This is a genomic window from Sphingobacterium sp. JUb20 (genome assembly GCF_004342035.1).
Lineage (GTDB): Bacteria > Bacteroidota > Bacteroidia > Sphingobacteriales > Sphingobacteriaceae > Sphingobacterium > Sphingobacterium anhuiense.
Genome location: NZ_SLYV01000002.1, coordinates 569,646 through 592,053 on the forward strand (window position 1 = coordinate 569,646; position 22,408 = coordinate 592,053).

Sequence of the window (22,408 nt, forward strand, 5' to 3'; positions counted from 1 at the left end):
GCGGATAGCTGATTAGTTTCATTTTGAAGCTAAGATGGATGTCTATTGCCCTCAGAAAACGCCAAAATTATAACCTTAAATACTTAGCGAAGCGATTTCTTTCGTGCCATTAAGTATAAATTAACTAACGATAAAATGATAAATTTTATTAGGGATGGGAGAGTACATGCCTATTTGGAGGGTATTTTCCAGTCCATTTTTACCATAAAGACCATATGCAGTAGAACGGAAATTTTATCTAAATATCCTACTACTAAAAATGCTTTAAAAAATAATATTGCACAAGCAACTCATGTTGATTTAAAGCTTCGATTGTACTACGGTGAAAGTTCCGTTATCCTTTGGGGAAGCATTGTACCTGACTCGGGAATGGATTGCCATTCCCTTGGTTATTTATTGCTAAATAACCAAATAATAAGCAAGGAGATAGCAATAAAACAGCAGAGAATAAGCAAGCAAAGTGCAATGCAGACCTTATGGAGAAGCCTAGGAATACAAACCAAAGCGCCTAGAAATGGCAATGAATCGGTAATGAAACACCAATTAAACAGTAACGAATCGGTAACAAATAACCAAAAAGATAGCAGAGAAACAGCAATCAATAGGCTGACAAAGACCATAGCAAACAGATCAAGAATAAATTCTGGTTTTTTCTTAACCAAGTTAACACCAACTTCTAATTTTCTTCGAGTCCGCTTCGACCTGGCTTCGGGATTTCATCGACCACAGTGCATGAAAAGTCGAAGCCAGGTCGAAGAAAAGTCGAGTAAAGGCAGAAGTTGGTTAGGAAAGGGTATTAATTTGATATTTCAATTATTCACTATTGCGACACTGTTAATTTACCGAAGAGGTACCGTTAAGCTACCGAGAGTGTACCAAAATGGTACCGGGAATGTACTGGAGAGCTACCAAAGAGCTACTAAGAGCAGTAGTTTGACAGCGGATATTCAAACAGCAAATAGTAAAGATTCGGAATTTAATCGCTACAGTAAGAAGGTCGTATCTCAAAAGAGAGCATTTAAGATGTTTAAATTCTTAAGATGGGTTAAGGTGTGGTTTTACAACATTAATGTATCTAGTAGCTTAAAATACTTCTTGAGTCAAATGCAAAGAGATGTTATGGATGTTGTTAATATGAGTGCTATGTATAAGGAATTGAAAACTGCAAGGGCAATACTTTTATTGACACTTACAGTTTTTCAAAATTTTAATTTTTCTTTAACGGTATTGAAGAACATAAGGACTTATTCTTTACTAGTCCTTATGTTTCATATGTTTAGTTTATCAGCTCAGACGCCCCGCAAGGACAGCGGGGCTGATGGGCCTATTAAGATCCAACCATTAAAGATTGGAGATTCTATACCCGAAGCGGTCTGGAGCATGCCTTTGCAGATTGTGAATCATCCTGAAGGAAACGATACTATTACGTTGAATGATTATAGAGATAAGAAACTTATTGTATTGGATTTTTGGGCTATCTGGTGCGCTCCATGCATCAAATCGATCATATATATTGACAGTCTTATCACTGAGATTGATTCTGACCAGATAGCTTTACTGCCAATAAATAGATATGACAACAAAGCTCGAATGCAATCCTTCATTAACAAAGTTGACTGGCCATTTCCTTCTGTTATCAACAATAAGATGCTAGATGAAATTTTGATGTCTTCCTATAGAGATTATCTGGGTGTTGTATGGATCTTAGATCAAAAACTTTTTGCAGTGCCACGTAAGGAATCCATTACCATTGAGAATTTGGAGTCTTTACTTTGTGACCAATATGATAATCTAAACTTGGTCAACTATCCTCCCATAATAAGAACTAAACAATAATGAAACACATACAATATATTATTCTGTTATTTCTGATCGTACCATTAAAGGGAATTTCCCAACAATATTTATCAGGCATTGTCAAAGATTCTTTGTCTCATGAACCTCTGGAAAAGGTGACCGTCCAGCTTGGGACAGAAGTAACGATGACAAATGCTGAAGGTCGATTTAGGTTACTAAAGAAGACCAATAGTAAGCTGCTAACAGCTAAGCGACTTGGTTATCGGCCAGCAACATTACCGGTTGAATCTGAAGACTCAAATCTTCAAATTATGATGCAGACCATACAGACCAAAATTGAAGAGGTTGTGATCAATACAGGGTATTTTAAGATTCCTCAGGAGCGTTCCACTGGATCTTATTCTTACATCGGTAATAAGCAACTCGATGCTATCGTGGCGACAAATATCCAAGATAAAATTGAGGGCCTCGCTACGGGGCTTGACTTTGACCGCAGTAAAACATATACTACACCGATGAATGTACGTGGCCTGTCTACGATTGAATCGGATGCATCTCCACTTATTGTTCTGGACAATTTTCCTTATGACGGCGAGCTTTCAACTATCAACCCAAATGATATTGAAAGTATTACGATACTAAAAGATGCAGCGGCTGCATCCATATGGGGCGCAAGGGCAGGTAATGGTGTAATTGTGATCACCACAAAAGCTGGATCCTATAATCGGCAGCATGTTGTTTCATTTACGGGAAACCTGTCTATAGGCAGTAGGCCAGATTTATTCTATAACAAAAAGCGAATCTCGTCCTACACCCAGTTGAACATCGAGGAGCAAATCTTTAAGAACGGTGGATACGCTATTAGAGACCAAACCGCTATACCGCTATATGCGGAGCTTTTAATTGCAGCCCGGGATGGACTAATCAGTGATTCGGAGTTTGAGCAGCAGAAGGATCAGCTGTTAAGAAACGATATCAGGAGAGAGGCAAAAAACCTTTTGTACCAAAATAGTATCAATCAGCAGTATGCGCTGAACTTTCGGGGTGGTACTGAAAAGCATAATTACTACGCATCGGTAAATTATGATGGAAACAGTGCCCAGCTTGTCGGTGACAGGTACAAAAGAATGAATGCGCTTTTTCAGAACGGGTTTAGATTGGTAGACAACCTTGATCTAAATACCAGCCTGCGGTACACACAGGTTCGATCTGCTTCCAATGGTATATCGTTAAGTGTAGCTGACTTTCCTACTTATGCAAGGTTGAAGGATGATGACGGTAATAGCATGGCTTTTCCCAAAACCTATCGGTTTGCCTACCAGCAACGAGCTGAAACTATCGGTCTTCTGGACTGGATGTACAGACCTCTGGATGAAAGGAAGCTTATTGATAATAGAAAGGAAGGGGCCGAAATACAGGTGCAAGGGACCTTAAAGTATAGATTAAGGAAAATATTGAATTTTAGTCTGATGTATCAATATACTGCGGACGAGGATAAAAATTGGACGCATTATACTAAAGAGAGTTTTTACGTACGTAACCTTGTCAACCGGTTTACACAAGAGGATGGTAAGCGCATCATTCCCTATGGAGATATCCTCAGCGATAATACAAGTTCTAAAAGCGAAGTGCATAACGCACGTCTGCAGGTAGATTACCAGCAAAAATTCGGAAAAGTGGATATATCGGCCTTATCAGGTGCTGAGATAAGACAGGGTATTACCGAAGGAATACCTAGGTATCTTCTTTACAATTATGATCCCAACGTAATGACTGCTACAAATAAATTTGATTACAATACACGATATGCAACAAGGCCAACTTCGACCGCATCGATTCCGACTTCACCGATAGGGATTTCAAAAATTGTGGACAGGTTTATATCTTATTATGCAAATGCTGGGATCAACTGGGATGGTGCTTTTGATTTGACTGGTAGTTTGCGGTGGGATGCATCTAATCTGTTTGGGGTAAAGACAAATCAAAAGGGGATTCCACTTTGGTCGACAGGTATCGGTTGGAATCTGGTAAAAAGTAAGGTGATAAAAGGGGCGTTATTTGACAATCTTAGAATCACGACTTCTTATGGCAGCAGTGGTAATGTCAATCGATCGGTTTCTGTGTACAACATTTTAAGCTATAACACAGATCAGCAGACAAACCTTCCCATGGGTACCTTGGAAAGTGTTGGAAACCCCGGCTTAAAATGGGAGAGTGTACGGACGTGGAATATTGCTTTGGATTTTGCTACATGGAAGAATCGACTGTCGGGAAAGATCGAATATTACCGAAAATCTGCCAGCGATCTTATAGGTGAGGATATCCTAGATCCGACAACAGGAATCGTGACCACCATATTGCCCCGGGTAGACAATATGGTCAATTATGCAAGCCTATCGACAAGTGGGCTGGACATGCAGTTAAATATGATGGTTTTACGAGACAAAGCTCTCAAATGGAATATGACCTTCATGTTTAGTAAAAATACCAACAAGGTAACTTCCTATAACATGTCACAGCAAAATGATGTGAATATCATGTTCACCAAGAGTCCACCCCGTGAAGGAGAATCGCTAAACACGCTATATACGTTGCCCTGGTATGGATTGAATGGTGAAACAGGACGTGTAAACTTGCCTGATGATGCAGAGGGTAAAAACTATCGGGCCTATTATGAAAAATATCCTTTGGAACAGATGCAGGTTGCCGGAGTAACCCGAGCACCTTATTTCGGTTCATGGCTCCATCAGATGCGGTATAAAAATTTTTCGTTGGGTTTTCATTTCCTCTGGAAAGCTGGCCATATCTGGCGAAGGGAGTCGATGTTGCCGGGGTATGAATATCTAAGTTCTGGTTACTATCATCAGGATATCGAGCGCAGGTGGAAAGCAACGGGAGATGAACTTAAAACAAATGTACCTGCTGGAGTGGGTTATACGAGCAGTACTGCGAGTGATTCGTATTATGAAGGGCAGGTCTACAAATATTCGGATGCGCTGATTGTAAAGGGCGACTATATTCGTTTACAGAATGTACAATTGGGATATGAATGGAAAGGAAATTCAAAAATTAAGACAACATTCTCCAATTTGCGAATGCTGTTGAATCTTCGGAATGTGGGCCTTTTATGGAAAGCAAATAAGCATGGCATTGATCCAGAATATCAGGGCGGTGATTTTCCAAATTCCCGTATGACCTCAATTTCATTGCAGGCATCATTTTAAATTATACTCATAAACTTATGAAAAAATCGATATTAATGAAATGTAAGGGATTGTGTATTGGATCGGTATTGTTGACCATGATGCTACCATCTTGTATGAAAAATTTTCTGGAAGAAAGATATGACTATAGTCAGGTTATACCCCAAACGTTGGAAGATTACCAGGCAATAATGGATAATAGTCAAGTTATTAACAACAATATGGCATTTGGACTTGGAATATTGGGTGGGGATGAAATCTATGTTCGTGATGTCATTTTTAACGGAAACCGACCAACATTTGAAAAGAATGCCTATAAATGGCAAAAAGATATTTTTGGGACAGAAGAAGTTGGCGAGTGGAACCATGCGTATAAAAGGGTGCTACATATGAATATTGTGATCGACGGAGTGTCGGCTATGAAGGTCGATGCTTTAGATGAATCCGATAAAAACGCTATTCTTGGTTCTGCATTGTTTGTAAGAGCATTTACTTTTTTTCAATTGAGTCAGCTATTCTGCAAGCAATATGAACAGGGCAAAGCCAAAGAGGATCCCGGAATTCCACATCGTCTGGAAGCTGATGTTAACATCGTACAGAAAAGAGCGTCGCTGGAAGAAACCTTTGGACAGATTATCCTTGATCTGGAGAAATCAGTTTCACTGTTGCCACATAAAACTCTGATACGGGAAAGACCAAATAAAGGTGCTGCTCTAGCTTTATTAGCACGAGTCTATCTACAGCAGTCTAACTTTGAAAAAGCCTTTGAGTATGCGGAACTTGCGTTAAATGAAGGTGGGACATTGATGGATTTCAATGATATCAAGAATCTTGGGCTACCGAATGCGAACGGATCTTATTTTACATTTGATGGTATGCGTGATTCCAATCCTGAAATATTGTTTATGGGCAGTTCGGCAACACTGTCAATGATTACTTCGTTTATGGGAGGGAGCTTGACAGTCGATTCGATATTGTTAAGAAGCTATGCTGAAAACGATCTAAGAAAAAAGGCATATTTTGGAGGTAGGAACGGTACCGATGCATTTATAGGTACATACACGGGTGTTCCTTTATGGTTTACAGGTCTGGCAGTAGATGAGGTTTTCTTGATTAAAGCCGAATCCGCCTGTCGTTTGAATAGATTGGAAGTTGCGGCAGATGCCCTGAATTCTTTATTGAAAAATCGTTACGATAGATCATTTAAAACAGTGCTAGGGAAAGATAAACAAATCTTGCTTAAACGGATTATTGAAGAAAGAAGAAAAGAGTTGTTTTTCAGAGGGCTTCGTTGGTCTGATCTAAAAAGATTGAACCTGGAGACAGAATATGCAACTGTATTGAAAAGAAGAGTGAATGGTGAGACGTATGAATTAATTCCTAATAGCAACTTATATGTACTACCAATTCCTTATTCATCTATTTTGCAGTCTGGTTTAGAGAACAATCCAAGATAATAAGATTAGAAAGAACTTCTCAGAAAAGATATTCTTTTCTGAGAAGTTCTCCTTTATTGATCAAAATTTAATTAGTGGATTCATGCTTTGCAGCACCTCTTTCCTGTATAGCTGTGATATTGGTCTCAATATCGCTTATCGAATTACCTTCCAATTGTGTTGGATTGACATTTTCGTCAAATTCCAATAATTTAGCACAGAAATCCCCATTATTCATCTGATCACACCCCTCACCACCAACATTTGGAGGTGGTGTTGTTAGGAGCGCAACAATATTTTGTCCAGAAGCATCTGTACTATACCACTGCTGTTGCGTAGTGGTTTTCTTAACCACTTCTTTCTTGTCCATCGCCTTTACAACGAAAAATGTACCGATTAATAATAAGAAAGATAATATGATACCGGTACGTAACCGGTTTATTTTTAAAGTGCTCATGAGCAGTTCTTTTAAGTTTAAATATAATATTTGTTATTGGTTGCACATCGGTTTTGCCTCACAGCTATGCGATCGAGGGTTCCGTATGCGGTCATGCATTTCTCCCCGTAATGCGGTTGACCATTGACTGAAATCTTCGGCTGTTCAGGCCGGAATAGTGCGAATTTACGGGGATACAATATTCTGTCAGTGACTCTCTTTAGGGCCAAGGATAGACAGATAGGGGGACTGTATTGTTCTTTGAACAAAAGAACTTGACGGCACCTGAACTGAAGCATAAACCGCCAAGATAGCTTCGTCCAGAGGGACAAGAATACTGACCATATTGATTGGCCAAGTGATTTGATTGTTTTGTTTGCTGTTCTTAGACTTTTCATCTTGATTCATTTTTACCTATCCATAACCTGTTGCGCAGCGGCACATCCTTGGTGCGGCCTGCCCTGTGTTTCTTTTTGCACTTTATCACTGTACCCGCGTCCCTTTTTTAATTTGCTCTAAATACCCCAACCGATCCTCTTCGAACATACCGAAGATATCTAGAGCGCTCCGTCGGGAAAACGGAGTGCATTTAGCATCGGTACGTTCGCCATTTTTTTAATAGCATATCATCATTTTTTTATTCAGACCATTACTGATCCTAGTTTCTATTATTTTACATTGCTTGAAAACAAAAGAACAGCAAGCTTCATCTTTTTCCATATTTTTTGGTATTTATTCATTTTGGTGATAGAAAAACATGGAAAAACTTGAAGAATATTGAAAATATTTGCTTTTTTAACTTATTTTTAATAAAATAGAGGTTAATATCAGTGTTAATTAACTAGCCAGTTAAACAAACAGACCTATTATGGAAGTAATAAAGAATAATGAAAATACGGACGAACTTTGTGATCTCTCGGATGATCACTGGAAATCGAGAACAATATGGGTTTTGATTTTTTCTTTTTTTAATGCTTATATAGGGCATCAAATAGGTGAAGGATGGAATGTTTTAAAATATTCTCTGGCCAGCCCTCATTTCTATATCGATTTTTTTTGGACTTTTATTTTTCTGTCGTTGATGGTTTATTGGACAGTACAGGTAACAGCATATTTTGATAAAAAGCAATCTTGGAAAAATGAATTTCTGTTACGGTTACTCGTCCAGATTTTATTTGCATTCTTACCCTCAATCCTTTTCTTGCAAGTGATGGATCATCTTTATTTACAAATGACGGAGAGAAGTTTATTTCGGATTACACAGAATATAATGCAATTTCCCTTCTTTTTATGGCTATCGTTAATTTATACGTTGTTCTATAGCCTAATATCATTATATACTGAATATATGCTAACGATTAAAAGTTCTTTAAAATTTCAAGTTGAAAAGGATTTAAGTGATAGGGTTGTTTTCCAAGAGAATGAATCTAAAGACCTTACGCATGATATTTATGATGAAAATCCAGTTATTACCATTCGTGAGGGAAAAGATATTCGGCTATTGGATCTGGATATCGTGCTGATATGTAATAATAATGGTATGAATACGATCTATGAGCGCAATCCTAATACCACTCCAATTCTTGATAGTCATACTTTAAAATATCTGATTGAAAGGCTTGATGTTAACGAATATTATCAAATATCGAGATGGGAGCTAGTGGCTCGAAGCATAGTAAAAGGGTATGAATTGCGAGCAGATAAAAACTTTAAACTAGACCTAGATTATCCGCTGGAGCAACAATTAATTATCAATAAGGACAAGATTGATGATTTTGCCAAATGGTTTCTTAGCAAATAGAAAGCAAAGAAGCCTGCGCAGGCGCAGGCTTCTTCAGTTAGAAATATAATATAATTACTTATTCATCTTTTCTGCACCTTCAATGATCGCTTCAACGACAGCTGGATCTTGAAGGGTGGAAGTGTCTCCCAAATTGGATCTTTCACCTTCAGCAATTTTTCTAAGAATGCGACGCATGATTTTTCCAGAACGTGTCTTAGGAAGATCAGATACAAATTGGATGATATCTGGTTTAGCGATAGCACCAATTAATCTTGTAATCGTCTGCATGATATCTTTACGTGTACTTTCTTCATCAATATGATGATTGGCAATAACGTAAGCATAGATACCTTGTCCTTTTACGGGGTGCGGATAACCAACAATAGCTGATTCTACAACATCAGAGTGCATATTGATTGCATTTTCTACTTCAGCAGTTCCGATGCGGTGTCCAGATACGTTTAATACATCATCCACACGACCTGTGATTTTGTAATAACCCTCAGGGTTTCTATAACAGCCATCACCTGTGAAATACATATTTTCATAAGTTGCAAAATAGGTCTGACGGCAACGCTCATGATCTCCCCAAGTGGTGCGTAACATACCTGGCCATGGGAATTTGATACATAAATTTCCGGAAACATCATTTCCTTCAATTTCTTTTCCATTCTCGTCCATAAGTGCAGGCTGAACCCCTGGTAATGGTAACATCGCATATCCTGGTATAGTTGGTGAAATACCAGCCATAGGAGCGATTAAGATACCGCCATTTTCAGTTTGCCACCAGGTATCAACAATTGGAGCTTTTCCTTTACCTACTTTGTTGTTATACCAGTGCCATGCTTCCTCATTAATAGGCTCACCAACTGATCCCAGTTTGCGGATACTGCTCAAGTCTTTTCCATCAATAAATGAGTCTCCAAAAGCCATCAGTGAACGGATAGCTGTTGGTGCTGTATATAAAATATTGACTTTATATTTATCAACGATATCCCATAAACGGCCAGCGTCAGGATAGGTTGGTGTACCTTCAAACATTAATGAAGTAGCTCCCTGCGAAAGAGGTCCATAAACAATGTAGGAGTGACCTGTAATCCAACCAATATCTGCAGTACAGAAGTATACTTCACCTTGCTGATATTGAAATACGTTTGCAAAAGTATAACCAGTATAGACCATATAGCCACCAGTGGTATGGACAACACCCTTTGGTTTGCCTGTAGAACCAGAAGTATACAAGATAAATAATGTGTCTTCTGAATCCATTTCTTCTGCGGGACAAGCAGGATTTCCTTGTGTTTCTACTTTCTTAATTTCATCTTCCCACCATACATCACGACCTTTAATCATGGAGACTGGTGTACGTGTTCTTGTTAATACAATAACTTTTTCAACAGAATCACATTGCATTAATGCATCATCAACAATGCTCTTTAATTCTAATACTTTTGGACCACGGTAGCTACCATCAGAAGTCACTACTACTTTACAGGCCGCATCATTGATACGGTCAGCGATAGATTGTGCGGAAAAACCTCCGAAGACTACGTTGTGAATAGCACCGATACGTGCACAGGCTAAAGTCGCAATAACCAATTCGGGAACCATTGGTAAATAAATACATACACGATCTCCTTTGCGGATATTGTTATTTTTTAGAACGTTGGCAAATTGCTCAACTTTCTGTAAAAGTTGTTTGTAAGATAAAATACGATGCGATTCATTTGGATCATTTGGTTCCCAAATAATCGCAGGTTTATCCCCTAAATTATAGATATGGCGGTCAAGGCAATTTTCTGTAATATTTAATTTTCCACCTTCGAACCATTTTACATTAGGCTCTGTAAAATTCCAATTCAGAACATTTGTCCATTTTCTTTTCCAAAAAAAGTTTTCCGCTATCTCTCCCCAGAAAGTTTCCGGACTTTCTACACTTTTTTTATAAACGTCTTGATATTCTTCAAATGATTTGATTTGTAGACTCATATTTTGGTTTTATTAAATTCAATCCCTTAAAACTTATTTGGTTGATTAAACAAGTTCATTTGGAATCAGCTAATTTAGTTTTTTTTGAGACAATTGCCAATTTATAAAATTTATAATTTGAAATTTAACTTTTTTATAACACTATTGTTATATTGCTCATGATATAATAGATTGATCTATATGGATGTATTAAAAAAAATGTACTATTTTTTAATTTTTAGCAATATATTAATTGCATTGGCGGCAGCTTCGCAGTGTGTGTTGACGTACATTATACTTGATCAGGAGATTAATGGTTATATCGCATTAATTGAGGGAGCGGCTACACTTGCGCTTTACAATTTTAGCTTGATTTTATCTAAACCACAATATCCGGAACAATCAATTTATGCCCGTACCAGGTGGGTTTTTAAATATGAAAGTATTTTATGGATCAACACATTTATAGCAACAGGTATTTGCCTATGGTGTCTTTTTCATATCCACGTTTACTCTATCTTTTTCTTAGGTGTTATTGGATTGGTCAGCGTATTGTATAGTCTTCCTATTATTCCTTTAAAAGATCGATGGGGGGGATTAAGACAGATTCCGGCAATGAAAATTTTTCATATTGCATTGGTATGGGTATTAAGCAGTGTTTTTCTTCCCTATATAGAGCTTTACAGTAATGCTATTCCGGTAAACTTGCATTTATTGTATTACCTCGCTGGTTTAAAGTTCGTTTTCTTGATTATCTGTACGTTGCCATTTGACATTCGTGATATCAAGCAGGATTCTTATTATCATCTCCGAACATTGCCCAATATGCTTGGAGAGGGGAGAGCAAAGAGCCTATGCTACATATTACTGTGCATACATAGTCTCTTGATTTTATGTGCTCCTTATTTACTGATCATAAAAATTGGTCTTCTTTTTACGAACACGATTATTTACCTCATTTTAAGATTTATTGTTTTCAGAACAAATGAACACTATCATTATGCTTATTTACTTGATGTAAGTCTCGTGCTCCAATTTTTAATCGTTGTGTTTATTAAAAATTTTGTGTGATTTTATTTTAAGATGATTACTTGTTCAAAAAAGAGATGATCTTATCCGCAACTACATCAGATAATTTATAATAACTTTCAAATGTCCATCCTGCAACATGAGGACTTAAAATAACATTGTCTCTACTTGTTAGATCTGAAAACCAAGATTGCTCTTTAAGGGCAGGAAAATTCTCTACGGGAAGGACATCAAAAGCAGCTCCTATGATTTTTCCTTCATCCATTGCCTTTAATACAGCAGGAATTTGAACAATACCACCACGAGCTCCTAAAAGGAAAAATATGGGTTTGCGAAAATGATATAAATATTCTTCGTTGATCAGTCCTTTTGTCTCTTTGGTTAGCGGAATGTGAAAACTAAGTACATCTGCATGTTTGACAACTTCTTCCATGGAGACTTCCTTTGCGAATTGATCTGAAAAGCTAGTTTTGTACTTGTCATATGCAATAACTTTTACACCGAAGCCAGAGAGTTTCTTTGCCATAGCCTGTCCATTGTGACCATAACCAATAATGGCAACAGTTCGACCTTGTAACTCAAAGCCACGGTTGGCCTCACGACGCCATAAACCGGTCTTAATTTCCTGATTGGCTCTGTTAAGGTGATTCATAAGAGAAAGCAACATACCGATCATATGTTCACCAACGGCATCACAGTTTCCTTCATTTGCACTTATGAGTTCAATTCCTTTTGATTGTGCATAAGCCTCATCAATATTATCCATACCGGCTCCGCAACGTGCTATAAATTGGAGATTATTTGCTAAATCTATAAAGTGCTGATCGACTTGAAATTTAGATCTGATGATTAATCCCGTATAATCAGAAATGTATTTTTCAGTATCTGCGCGATCGAACTCAGGTTTGTAATCGTAGGCAATTCCAGCTTGATCCAATTTTTGAGTAAGCACTGCATGCGCGTCATCAACGATTAATACTTTTGTTTTCATATTGATTATTTATTTTTAACATTAAAATAAATTATAGTTTAGTAGCAATGAAGTGATCATAAACCGGAGATCCATACTGGTTTATGCGATTCAATATAATTACAATTTCATGAAATCAATACTTAGCAGTTTTTTCAGCTTGTACTGCTTAACTTCTTCAGGTAATATGCGCATCAATGTATCTCGGATGATAATACTAATCGGATTCTCCCATTGTGCGACCTTTCCGATAGACCATGATGTTTCGGTAATATAACGTGTTCTTTTTAACCTCCTTTTTTCAAATATTTGAAAAGCAAGAGCAACATCTGTCGTTTTCTTTAATTCGTCTATCAATACGGCTACATCTTCAATTGCCTGACATGCACCCTGACCCATATTGGGGGTTGTTGCATGTCCTGCATCGCCAATAAACAAGATATTACCAAAAGCTAGATTTTTTAAAGGCTTAATATCAATGATATCATTCCAGATCAATTGCTGGTCTTTTGTTTCAGCAAGAACGCTTGTAATCGGATCATGATAAGACGCAAAGTTTTGTTGCAGATCCTTGATTGTGTAACGACTGTATATTTTGTTATGAGCGGGAGAATTTATACAAGCATACCAATAGATCTTGTTCCCAACAAGAGGAGTCATGCCAAAGCGTCCTTTATTTCCCCATGTTTCCGAACCGGTGCTGAGGTTTATATGAGCATTATCAATGGTTGCGCGCCAACAGGTATAACCTGCATAGCGTGGTGCTGACCCTGGAATCAATTGTTGTCTTAATCGAGAATTAACACCATCGGCAATAATCAGATAGTCAGTTTGATGTATAGTTCCATCTTCAAAAATGATGTCAATTCCTCCATCTTGGTATTCTATTTTAAGAGCTCTTTTTCCAAGGTGTAAGTTTTCATGTTCAATTTGTGCGAGTAGAAATTGATGTAAATCTGCACGGTGTATAGCAAAATTATCCTGTTCATACTTGTCACTAATAGTTTTGGTTTCGGGAGCTGCAAGAATCCTTCCTTGCTTATCCAGAATATTATAGTTTTCTAAATAATGTCCTAGGGGGATGACACCTGCTTTAAGTTCCAAGTATTCTAATGCCTGAATGGCATTGGCAGCTAAACCAAAACCAGCTCCAATTCCTTTTAATGCCTTAGCACTTTCAAAGATAGTGGCCTGTATACCAATTTTGTTGAGGCCGATTGCTGCAGTCAAACCAGCAACACCACCTCCGATAATGCTAAAGCGTTTCATGTAGCTAGATCTTAGGCATTCGCAATTTCGTTTGTTAGAACGATGAAGTCATTAACCGTTAATCGCTCAGCGCGTAATTCATATAATGGATTGTCCGACATTTTATCTTTTGTAACTACCGCCGACAGCGAGTTTCTTAAGGTCTTGCGTCTTTGGTTAAAAGCAGATTTTACAACTCTCCAGAATAATTTCTCATCACATGCCAGCTCAGTGCGATCATTTCTGGTCATCCGAATGACACCTGAAAGTACCTTTGGTGGGGGATTAAATGCACCAGCCTTTACGGTAAATAAATATTCTACATGATAGTAAGCCTGTAAGAACACACTTAAAATACCATATTCTTTACTACCTGCCTTTGCTGTACAGCGTTCTGCAACTTCCTTTTGAAACATACCGGTCATCTGTACAACCCGGTTGCGTTCATCCAATATTTTAAATAAAATCTGAGAAGAAATATTATAAGGGAAATTGCCGATAACGGCCATCTTTTCGCCAAAATGTTGTGAAAAATCCAAGTTTAAAAAGTCGCCATGAATCAGACGGTGTTCCAGCTGTGGATATTTATCTGCTAAAAATTCAATAGATTCATCATCCACATCGATCATCCATGTTTCGTAAGCATCATTTTGTAGAAGAAAATCGGAAAGAACACCCATTCCAGGACCGACTTCAAGCACCTGCGTGAATCCTAATTTTGGATCCAAAGCATCAACTATTTTTTTTGCCGCATTTTTATCATTCAAAAAATGTTGTCCTAAATGTTTCTTGGCTCTTACTGTACTCATATATGCTCGAATTTGGTACAAATATAGTTAACTTGTGGAGGATAATAAACAGGTAAGGTAAATGAGTGGCAATTTATCATCTGTTTCTCTTGAAGGTGGTTTATATGAATTGGAAATTAAAGTGATGCTTGACTATTTCATATAATTTTAATTACTTTTGAGTCAATAATTTCATTTTTTACTATGGCTGACAAATTAAAAATAGGTATTACAGTAGGCGATATCAATGGTATCGGATTGGAAGTAATTATAAAATCATTATTGGACAATCGTGTTTTAGAATTTTTCACTCCGATTGTTTACGGTAATACAAAAGTTGCGTCATTTCATAGAAAAGCATTAGGTGTCAGTGATTTTAGTTTTAATGTCATCAATGATCCTGAACAGGCAAATCCTAAACGCGCTAACATGATTAATTGCTGGCAGGAGGATGTCAAGATAACTTTAGGCGAAGAAAATGAGATCGGTGGTAAATATGCTTTTATTTCATTAGAAAAAGCGGTTGAAGATCTAAATGCAGGAAAGATAGATGCTTTAGTCACTGCCCCTATAAATAAACATAATATCCAGCAGGAAGGATTTCATTTTCCAGGACATACGGAGTATTTGCAGGAAAAAACAAATGCGGATGATGTGTTGATGTTTATGATCTGTGATGAGTTGCGGGTGGGTGTTGTTACAGGCCATATACCTGTAAAAGATGTTTCCGATCATATTACAGAAGCAGCAATTTTAAATAAATTGGAGCTAATGAATGAGAGTCTTAAAAAAGACTTCTGGATTCAGAAACCTAAAATTGCTGTACTCGGATTAAATCCACATGCAGGGGATAATGGTGTTATTGGTGTTGAAGATGATGTGATTATCCGACCAACGATAGAAAAAGCAAAAGAAAAAGGAATATTGTGTTTTGGGCCATATCCTGCAGATGGTTTTTTTGCTAATCATGCTTACGAAAAATTTGATGCGGTATTAGCCATGTACCATGATCAAGGATTGATTCCTTTTAAACATATTGCAAATCGTAATGGTGTGAATTTTACTGCTGGTTTGCCGATTGTTCGTACTTCTCCAGATCATGGAACGGGTTATGATATTGCTGGGCAAAATATTGCCGCTCATGAGTCTTTCATGGAAGCTATATTTCAGGCAGTTCACATTGTAAAACGTCGTCGTGAACAAGCAGAGCTATCTCAAAACCCACTAGCTTTCCGCAAGCTTTCTCGCGATCGCGATTAAATATAAAGAAGTAATATTATTAGTCTTGTGCGCTTATATCGCAAGACTAATATCTATTTTATAATAAATTCCTTACTTTTGCATCCTAGTGTTTTTTTAAGGACCTAGATTCATGCTATGAGTGATAATTTACAACATCCTATTTTCCCAATCATTAAAGAGTTAGCCGAAACAACAAATACGGAGTGCTACGTCATTGGCGGTTATGTACGCGATCATATTATGGGCCGGCCTTTTAAAAATGATGTGGATATTGTTGTTGTTGGAAGTGGAATTGAGTTTGCTACAGCTTTAGGAAATAAATTGAAAACTAAAGTTGCTGTTTACAAAAGTTTTGGAACAGCAATGTTAGTTTTTGAAGGATTAAATGTGGAATTTGTAGGAGCTCGTAAAGAATCTTACCGTGCTAATTCCCGAAAACCAATTGTTGAAGACGGAACTTTAGTTGATGATCAAAATCGACGTGATTTTACCATCAATGCTATGGCATATTCACTGAATAAGGATAATTATGGTGAGTTGCTTGATCCATTTGATGGGGTAGGGGATATTGAGTTACGTACTATACGTACACCATTAGATCCAATCGTGACATTTTCCGACGATCCTTTGCGTATGATGCGTGCTATTCGTTTTGCTACACAATTGAACTTTAAGATTGATACAAAGGCGATTCAAGCGATTACAGATACCAAAGATCGTATTCGTATTATATCAAAAGAGCGCATCACTGACGAAATTAATAAGATTATCTTGTCAGAAAAACCCTCTATTGGATTTAAGTACTTATTTGATACAGGGTTATTGGCTTTGGTTTTTCCTGCAATGCAAAACTTACACGGTGTAGAAATCATAGATGGAAAAGGACATAAAGATAATTTTTACCATACGCTGGAAGTTTTGGATAATGTCTGTGAAACAACAGATGATCTGTGGTTAAGATGGGCTGCTATTATGCACGATATTGCAAAACCTCCCACAAAAAGATTTGATAAAAAACTAGGATGGACCTTTCATGGTCATGAAGATAAAGGGGCACGAATGGTTCCTAAATTATTTGCTGAGTTAAAACTTCCATTGAATGAAAAGATGAAGTTTGTTCAGAAACTAGTTTTATTACATCTAAGACCAATTGTACTGGCTCAAGATATTGTTACTGATTCTGCTGTACGTCGTTTGTTATTTGAGGCCGGTGATGATATTGATGCTTTGATGCAATTATGCCATGCCGATGTAACAACAAAAAATGAATATAAAAAGAAGAAGTATCGTCAAAATTTCGAATTGGTCAAGCAAAAATTAAAAGATGTTGAAGAACGCGATCAGATTCGAAATTGGCAGCCTCCAATTTCTGGAGAAGATATTATGGAAGTTTTTGGAATTGGGCCAGGTCGTGAAGTTGGGAAAATAAAAAATGCAATCCGAGAAGCGATCTTAGAAGGTGAGATTCCTAATGCTAAGATGGATGCATATCATTTTATGGTCAACAAAGCCCAAGATTTAGGCTTGACTATTAGAAAGGCATGGGATTTGAATACAACAGTTAAATAAAAAAAGTAACTTTAATCGCTTCAATTCTTATTGAAGCTCATCTTGTTAACAAACAAAACGAATATTAGAAATGGCTATTTATAGATTCAGAATCACTTTTGAAGATTATGAGGATGTGTATAGAGAAATCGATATGCTTTCGAAACAAACTTTCTTAGAATTACATGAGGCTATTCATAAGACAACTGCTTATGAAGCTGACCGTTCATCTTCCTTTTATGTTAGTAACGATCAATGGAAAAAAGGAACTGAAATTGCTCTTTTACCAATTGCTCGTAAAATTTCAGATGGTGTTTTACTAATGGAAAATATTCGTTTAAGTAAGTTTATTGACGATCCTCACCAAAAGTTTTATTACATCTATAATTTTGATAGACCTTATGAATTTCATGTGGAATTGATCAAAATTTTAAAAGAAGAGGAAGGCAAAACTTATCCTACTGTTTTTAAAACGGTGGGTCAAGCTCCAAAATCTTTAGCAGCAGCGAATTTTCCTGTTGCAGATCCTTTGGATGACGATGACGAAGATGAAGTTTTGGTAGATGAAACGCAATATGGCGTTGATGATGACGAAGAATTTGATTTGTTTGACGGGGATGATGAAGAAGAAGGTGGAGAAAAGTCTGAAGAGGAAAGTAGTGGTTCGTTTGACGAATATTAATGTTAGGCTCCGCAGATCAACATAATAAAATTTTAATTGCTATAGTAGGGCCTACTGCAGTAGGGAAAACTGCTATGGCAATTGAGCTTGCTCAATATTTTGATACGGAGATTATTTCAGCCGATTCAAGACAGTTTTACCGTGAAATGAGTATTGGTACGGCCAAACCTACTGCATCTGAATTAGGTCAGGCGCCTCATCATTTTATTGATTCACATTCTATAGAAGAGGATTATTCTGCAGGTGATTTTGAAAAAGAGGCATTAGAAACAATAAGCTCGCTGTTCAAAAAAAAGGATATAGTCATTATGGTAGGCGGATCTGGTTTATTTGTGAGAGCAGTATGTGAAGGTTTGGATAATTTACCAAAGGCCCTTCCGGAAACAAGAGAACGGTTAAATAACAGGTTTGATAACGAGGGAATTGTGCCACTTCAAGCTTATTTAAAACAAGTCGATCCTGTTTATTATGATCAGGTAGATATTTCAAATGTTCAACGGGTAATTCGAGCCTTGGAAGTATTTGAAACTACTGGATTACCATTTTCTAACTTTCTTCAAAAGACAAAAGCAGTGAGACCCTTTAAGATCATGACAGTTGGACTTACAATGGACCGAACAACTTTATACGAACGTATTAATATGCGTGTCGATTTGATGGTGAAAGATGGTTTATTGGATGAAGTAAAGTCATTAATATCTTTTAAACATAAGCCTGCTTTAATGACTGTCGGTTATTCTGAGCTTTTCGATTTCTTAGATGAGAAAATATCTTGGGAAGAAGCAATAGATAAAATTAAGCAAAACTCGCGACGGTATGCTAAAAGGCAACTCACTTGGTTTAAGAAAGATATAAGTACAGTTTGGTTTGATCCTAAGGACAAAAACCAGATTATAGATTATATTCAATCATAATTTTAAACGATATCAACAGAGTTATCCACATTATGTTAATAACTCTGTTGATAACATAAAAAGGGCTTGATTACAATGGTAATCAAGCCCTTTTTTCTACGAAATGAAATATAATTATTCCACGATCAAATTCCATCCAAATTCGTCAGCAATTCTGCCATATCGAAGATCATCTAAATAGGTTAATACTTTTTTAGAGAAATCGCGACCTTCTACAGGAGGTAATTGAAACAATTCACCTTCATAACCAATAGTGGCAATTGGTGTTAATGTTGCAGCTGTACCAGCAGCAAATGCATCTTTGACAATTCCTGCTTTGATTCCATCAATAAGTTCTTTGACAGATACCCTGCGTTGCTCTGTTTTATATCCCCAGCTTGCCGCCAGTTCCATAATTGTACGTCTTGTTACACCATGTAAGATCGTGTCGCCGTGAGGAGTAATAATACTGTCACCGATACGGAATATTAGGTTGGCTGTTCCAGCTTCTTCAATATATTTATGTTCCGAAGCATCAGTCCACATCAATTGATCAAAACCTTCATCATTTGCCAAACGAGTAGGGTACAATGACAATGCATAGTTACCTGCATTTTTTGAGAAACCTACTCCGCCTTCTGCTGCACGGGTATAATGTGTTTCTACCTTTAATTTTAAAGGATTGCTATAGTAAGCACCTACAGGGCTAGTGATAATTATAAATTTGTAGGAATTAGAAGGGTGTACTCCTAAAGCCGCTTCAGTACCGAACATAAATGGACGGATATATAAAGATGTGCCTGGAGCATTTGGAATCCATTTATTATCGGTGGCTAATAGTTTTTTTAATCCACCTAAAAAGATTTCTTCAGGAACTTCTGGCATCTCCAGACGGGCTGCAGAAGTATTGAATCTTTCCCAGTTCTTGTCAGGACGGAAAATACTAATAGTTCCATCTTGAAATTTGTATGCTTTAATACCTTCAAAGATTGCTTGGCCATAATGTAAAGCCGACATAGAAGGGCTTACATTAATATCACCATAAGGCACAATACTGACATCAGTCCATGCTCCATCTTCATAGGTAGCGACCAACATATGGTCGGATAATATTTTTCCAAATTTTAGATTGTTAAAATCTACTTGCGAGAGTCTCGATTGTTGTGTGGGCTCTACGCGAATTGAATAATTTTCTGTCGCGCTCATTGTATTTTAATTACAAATGCTAAAGTATGAAAAAAACCACGAATTTGAATGATAAACCTCTTGTTTATCAAATATTATTCTGAGTGAGAAAATTTTATTATTACACAGTAAATTTGTCTATTTTTTAGGATTTTACGTTTTATTTTATGGACAGATTATCATTTGAATTACTAGAGATTATCATTTTTTAGGCTTTTTTAGCTGTTTTGTTACCTTTTCCTTTATTCTGTGTTAATTTTAGATGAATTAACACAGTAATTGTAAAGTGGCATGTTATTTGGATTAACGGAAACACTAATCTATCATCAAAAATGGTAGGTTTTAAAAAGGGCTAACACTTCTAAACAGATATTCACTAATAAAAAACAAACTAAACGATTAAAAACCATGCACCGATTAAACAGTAAAAACAATGCATTGGAAAATGATGAATTAGAGTTTGATCAAAAAACAGCTGTGGAGAAAAAAGGATTTTCACTAAATTTTATTTTAGGCTTTTTTGTTTTTCTTTATAAAACGGCTATCAAACCCTAGGGTATTTTATTATTTTTCAAATTTAGTAGGTACTAAAAATTGAAATGAGATTGCTCATAAACTGATCAATCTCATTTTTTATTAAAATCTTTCCCTATAAACTTTTAAGGTACATTACTTCTTTATTATGTCCAATATAGGCTCAAGGTAATCACGATTATTCGATAGTCGTGGTACTTTATTTTGTCCACCAAGCTTACCCTTTGATTTCATCCATTGAAAGAATGTGTATGCAGGGGCATTGTGAATAACCGGAAATTGTAATGCCATATTTTTATAACGTTTAGCATCATAATCCGAATTGATCTCTCTCAATGTTTGATCCAATATCTTACAAAACGTTTCAAAATTATCAGGTTGTTGTTCAAATTCAATAATCCATTCATGAGCTCCAGCTTCACCTTCTTTAAAGTAAATCGGTCCAGCAGTATAATCTTTCACAATTGCATGTGTACTTTCACTAGCCTTCTTTATAGCATCCTCTGCATTATCGACGATAAGTTCTTCACCAAAGGTATTGATGAATTGTTTTGTCCGTCCTGTTATTTGAATACGGTATGGGGATAGCGTGACAAATTTGATGGTATCACCGATCATGTACCGCCATAAACCAGCATTGGTCGAAATGATTAAAGCATAATTTTTATTTAATTCTACTTGGTGCAATCCTAATGTTTGCGGATTCTCATCATATAAATTTTCGATCGGTAAGAATTCGTAATAAATGCCGTAGTCAAGCATTAATAATAATTCTTCTGAGTCGGGTAGATCTTGAAGAGCAAAGTATCCTTCAGATGCATTATAATTTTCTAAATAATACATATTATCAGAAGGAATCAGTTTTTTAAACTGTTCGCGATAAGGTTTGAAACTTACGCCACCATGTGTATAAAATTCTAGATTAGGCCAGACTTCCAGCAAATTATTCTTACCAGTGATTTCCAATATCTTTTTTGCAAGAACAATATTCCATGTTGGAACACCAGCTAGATTGGTAACATTCTCATGGATGGTGATATTGGCCACCTTTTCTATTTTTTCCTCAAAATCAGGAAGTAAAGTTACTTCTAAATTTGGCGTACGCTTAAATTCAGCCCAAAAAGGGAGATTTCGCAACAGAATAGAAGATAAATCACCATAATAAGAGTCTGAACTAAAACTGTTAATCTGAGAACTCCCTCCTAATACGACCGATTTTCCACAGAAAATCTGGCTTTCGGGTTTATTGTTGAAGTAAATTGTCAACATATCTTTCCCACCCTGAAAGTGACATTCTGTTAAAGACTCTTCACTGACTGGGATAAATTTGCTACGGTCTGAGGTAGTTCCCGAAGATTTGGCGAACCACTTGATGTCAGATGGCCATAGTATATTTTGCTCGCCTTTGATCATCCGATCGATATAAGGCTTCAATGAATTGTAATCTTGAATTGGAACTCTGTTTTTAAATTCCTCAGGCGTTAAAATACTGTTGTAATCGTATTTTTTTCCCCATTCTGTTGCTTCGGCTGATGATATTAAACTTTGAAACCATTCTTCTTGTACATCATGTGGATATTTCATGAATAATTCAATCTGATGAATCCGTTTTTTCATGAACCAAGTAAGTAGGGAGTCTAATATTGCCATATAAAGGTAGAATTAA

The 22,408-nt window shown here is 36.7% G+C and carries 17 protein-coding genes; 10 read left to right on the forward strand and 7 right to left on the reverse strand.

Features of this window, described 5'->3' with window-relative positions; translation table 11 throughout:
* Nucleotides 1–135: 135 nt before the first annotated feature.
* From EDF66_RS05560 to EDF66_RS05570, 3 genes are read left to right on the forward strand one after another with little or no spacing between them, the layout of a single operon-like run.
* Nucleotides 136–1,836 carry a peroxiredoxin family protein gene (locus tag EDF66_RS05560; RefSeq protein WP_132841150.1) on the forward strand — a complete coding sequence of 567 codons (1,701 nt, stop codon included), beginning with the start codon at nucleotides 136–138 and terminating at the stop codon, nucleotides 1,834–1,836.
* Nucleotides 1,836–5,021 (forward strand): SusC/RagA family TonB-linked outer membrane protein, encoded by a 3,186-nt coding sequence (locus EDF66_RS05565; protein ID WP_132841151.1) that lies wholly within the window; start codon nucleotides 1,836–1,838, stop codon nucleotides 5,019–5,021. The genes EDF66_RS05560 and EDF66_RS05565 overlap by 1 nt, the downstream gene beginning before the upstream one ends.
* 17 nt (nucleotides 5,022–5,038) lie before the next feature.
* Nucleotides 5,039–6,457 (forward strand): RagB/SusD family nutrient uptake outer membrane protein, encoded by a 1,419-nt coding sequence (locus EDF66_RS05570; RefSeq protein ID WP_132841153.1) that lies wholly within the window; start codon nucleotides 5,039–5,041, stop codon nucleotides 6,455–6,457.
* Nucleotides 6,458–6,524: 67 nt separating this feature from the next.
* Here EDF66_RS05570 and EDF66_RS05575 read toward each other — a convergent pair whose 3' ends face one another.
* Nucleotides 6,525–6,893, reverse strand: a complete 369-nt coding sequence (locus EDF66_RS05575) for a hypothetical protein (protein WP_132841154.1) — start codon at nucleotides 6,891–6,893, stop codon at nucleotides 6,525–6,527.
* Between the two features lie 847 nt (nucleotides 6,894–7,740).
* Here EDF66_RS05575 and EDF66_RS05580 point away from each other — a divergent pair.
* Nucleotides 7,741–8,673, forward strand: coding sequence for a hypothetical protein (locus EDF66_RS05580; protein WP_132841156.1), 933 nt, complete (start codon nucleotides 7,741–7,743; stop codon nucleotides 8,671–8,673).
* A 54-nt stretch (nucleotides 8,674–8,727) separates the two neighbouring features.
* Here the strand turns inward: EDF66_RS05580 and acs are convergent, their stop codons facing one another.
* Nucleotides 8,728–10,644 (reverse strand): acetate--CoA ligase, encoded by a 1,917-nt coding sequence (gene acs / locus EDF66_RS05585; RefSeq protein ID WP_132769128.1) that lies wholly within the window; start codon nucleotides 10,642–10,644, stop codon nucleotides 8,728–8,730.
* Between the two features lie 198 nt (nucleotides 10,645–10,842).
* Here acs and EDF66_RS05590 point away from each other — a divergent pair, with 198 nt between their 5' ends.
* Nucleotides 10,843–11,694 (forward strand): hypothetical protein, encoded by an 852-nt coding sequence (locus tag EDF66_RS05590; protein WP_243655998.1) that lies wholly within the window; start codon nucleotides 10,843–10,845, stop codon nucleotides 11,692–11,694.
* A gap of 16 nt (nucleotides 11,695–11,710) precedes the next feature.
* Here the strand turns inward: EDF66_RS05590 and EDF66_RS05595 are convergent, their stop codons facing one another.
* The 3 genes from EDF66_RS05595 to rsmA form a co-directional block, all read right to left on the reverse strand.
* Nucleotides 11,711–12,643, reverse strand: a complete 933-nt coding sequence (locus EDF66_RS05595; RefSeq protein WP_132841159.1) for an NAD(P)-dependent oxidoreductase — start codon at nucleotides 12,641–12,643, stop codon at nucleotides 11,711–11,713.
* A 99-nt stretch (nucleotides 12,644–12,742) separates the two neighbouring features.
* Nucleotides 12,743–13,891 carry an FAD-dependent monooxygenase gene (locus tag EDF66_RS05600; RefSeq protein WP_132841160.1) on the reverse strand — a complete coding sequence of 383 codons (1,149 nt, stop codon included), beginning with the start codon at nucleotides 13,889–13,891 and terminating at the stop codon, nucleotides 12,743–12,745.
* Between the two features lie 11 nt (nucleotides 13,892–13,902).
* On the reverse strand, nucleotides 13,903–14,679 hold the full coding sequence (rsmA, locus tag EDF66_RS05605) for a 16S rRNA (adenine(1518)-N(6)/adenine(1519)-N(6))-dimethyltransferase RsmA (protein WP_132841162.1): 777 nt from the start codon (nucleotides 14,677–14,679) through the stop codon (nucleotides 13,903–13,905).
* Nucleotides 14,680–14,862: 183 nt separating this feature from the next.
* Here rsmA and pdxA point away from each other — a divergent pair, with 183 nt between their 5' ends.
* From pdxA to miaA, 4 genes are all read left to right on the forward strand, one after another.
* Entirely contained in the window at nucleotides 14,863–15,918 is a 1,056-nt protein-coding gene (pdxA, locus tag EDF66_RS05610) for a 4-hydroxythreonine-4-phosphate dehydrogenase PdxA (RefSeq protein WP_132841163.1), read from the forward strand.
* Between the two features lie 117 nt (nucleotides 15,919–16,035).
* Entirely contained in the window at nucleotides 16,036–17,469 is a 1,434-nt protein-coding gene (locus tag EDF66_RS05615; RefSeq protein ID WP_132841165.1) for a CCA tRNA nucleotidyltransferase, read from the forward strand.
* A gap of 70 nt (nucleotides 17,470–17,539) precedes the next feature.
* Entirely contained in the window at nucleotides 17,540–18,130 is a 591-nt protein-coding gene (locus EDF66_RS05620) for an IS1096 element passenger TnpR family protein (RefSeq protein WP_132841166.1), read from the forward strand.
* Nucleotides 18,130–19,044, forward strand: a complete 915-nt coding sequence (gene miaA, locus EDF66_RS05625) for a tRNA (adenosine(37)-N6)-dimethylallyltransferase MiaA (RefSeq protein ID WP_132841168.1) — start codon at nucleotides 18,130–18,132, stop codon at nucleotides 19,042–19,044. The genes EDF66_RS05620 and miaA overlap by 1 nt, the downstream gene beginning before the upstream one ends.
* A 114-nt stretch (nucleotides 19,045–19,158) precedes the next feature.
* Here the strand turns inward: miaA and EDF66_RS05630 are convergent, their stop codons facing one another.
* On the reverse strand, nucleotides 19,159–20,229 hold the full coding sequence (locus EDF66_RS05630) for a branched-chain amino acid aminotransferase (protein ID WP_132841169.1): 1,071 nt from the start codon (nucleotides 20,227–20,229) through the stop codon (nucleotides 19,159–19,161).
* A 387-nt stretch (nucleotides 20,230–20,616) separates the two neighbouring features.
* Here EDF66_RS05630 and EDF66_RS26040 point away from each other — a divergent pair, with 387 nt between their 5' ends.
* Nucleotides 20,617–20,763: a hypothetical protein gene (locus EDF66_RS26040; protein ID WP_165902374.1), complete on the forward strand. Its 147-nt coding sequence runs from the start codon at nucleotides 20,617–20,619 to the stop codon at nucleotides 20,761–20,763.
* 114 nt (nucleotides 20,764–20,877) lie between these two features.
* Here EDF66_RS26040 and EDF66_RS05635 read toward each other — a convergent pair whose 3' ends face one another.
* Entirely contained in the window at nucleotides 20,878–22,392 is a 1,515-nt protein-coding gene (locus EDF66_RS05635; RefSeq protein ID WP_132841170.1) for a GH3 auxin-responsive promoter family protein, read from the reverse strand.
* Between the last annotated feature and the right edge of the window lie 16 nt (nucleotides 22,393–22,408).

Coding starts and splice junctions, on each gene's coding strand:
- EDF66_RS05560 (WP_132841150.1), top strand. CDS start 136: ATGATAAATTTTATTAGGGATGGGAGAGTACATGCCTATTTGGAGGGT.
- EDF66_RS05565 (WP_132841151.1), top strand. CDS start 1,836: ATGAAACACATACAATATATTATTCTGTTATTTCTGATCGTACCATTA.
- EDF66_RS05570 (WP_132841153.1), top strand. CDS start 5,039: ATGAAAAAATCGATATTAATGAAATGTAAGGGATTGTGTATTGGATCG.
- EDF66_RS05575 (WP_132841154.1), bottom strand. CDS start 6,893: ATGAGCACTTTAAAAATAAACCGGTTACGTACCGGTATCATATTATCT.
- EDF66_RS05580 (WP_132841156.1), top strand. CDS start 7,741: ATGGAAGTAATAAAGAATAATGAAAATACGGACGAACTTTGTGATCTC.
- acs (WP_132769128.1), bottom strand. CDS start 10,644: ATGAGTCTACAAATCAAATCATTTGAAGAATATCAAGACGTTTATAAA.
- EDF66_RS05590 (WP_243655998.1), top strand. CDS start 10,843: ATGTACTATTTTTTAATTTTTAGCAATATATTAATTGCATTGGCGGCA.
- EDF66_RS05595 (WP_132841159.1), bottom strand. CDS start 12,643: ATGAAAACAAAAGTATTAATCGTTGATGACGCGCATGCAGTGCTTACT.
- EDF66_RS05600 (WP_132841160.1), bottom strand. CDS start 13,891: ATGAAACGCTTTAGCATTATCGGAGGTGGTGTTGCTGGTTTGACTGCA.
- rsmA (WP_132841162.1), bottom strand. CDS start 14,679: ATGAGTACAGTAAGAGCCAAGAAACATTTAGGACAACATTTTTTGAAT.
- pdxA (WP_132841163.1), top strand. CDS start 14,863: ATGGCTGACAAATTAAAAATAGGTATTACAGTAGGCGATATCAATGGT.
- EDF66_RS05615 (WP_132841165.1), top strand. CDS start 16,036: ATGAGTGATAATTTACAACATCCTATTTTCCCAATCATTAAAGAGTTA.
- EDF66_RS05620 (WP_132841166.1), top strand. CDS start 17,540: ATGGCTATTTATAGATTCAGAATCACTTTTGAAGATTATGAGGATGTG.
- miaA (WP_132841168.1), top strand. CDS start 18,130: ATGTTAGGCTCCGCAGATCAACATAATAAAATTTTAATTGCTATAGTA.
- EDF66_RS05630 (WP_132841169.1), bottom strand. CDS start 20,229: ATGAGCGCGACAGAAAATTATTCAATTCGCGTAGAGCCCACACAACAA.
- EDF66_RS26040 (WP_165902374.1), top strand. CDS start 20,617: ATGCACCGATTAAACAGTAAAAACAATGCATTGGAAAATGATGAATTA.
- EDF66_RS05635 (WP_132841170.1), bottom strand. CDS start 22,392: ATGGCAATATTAGACTCCCTACTTACTTGGTTCATGAAAAAACGGATT.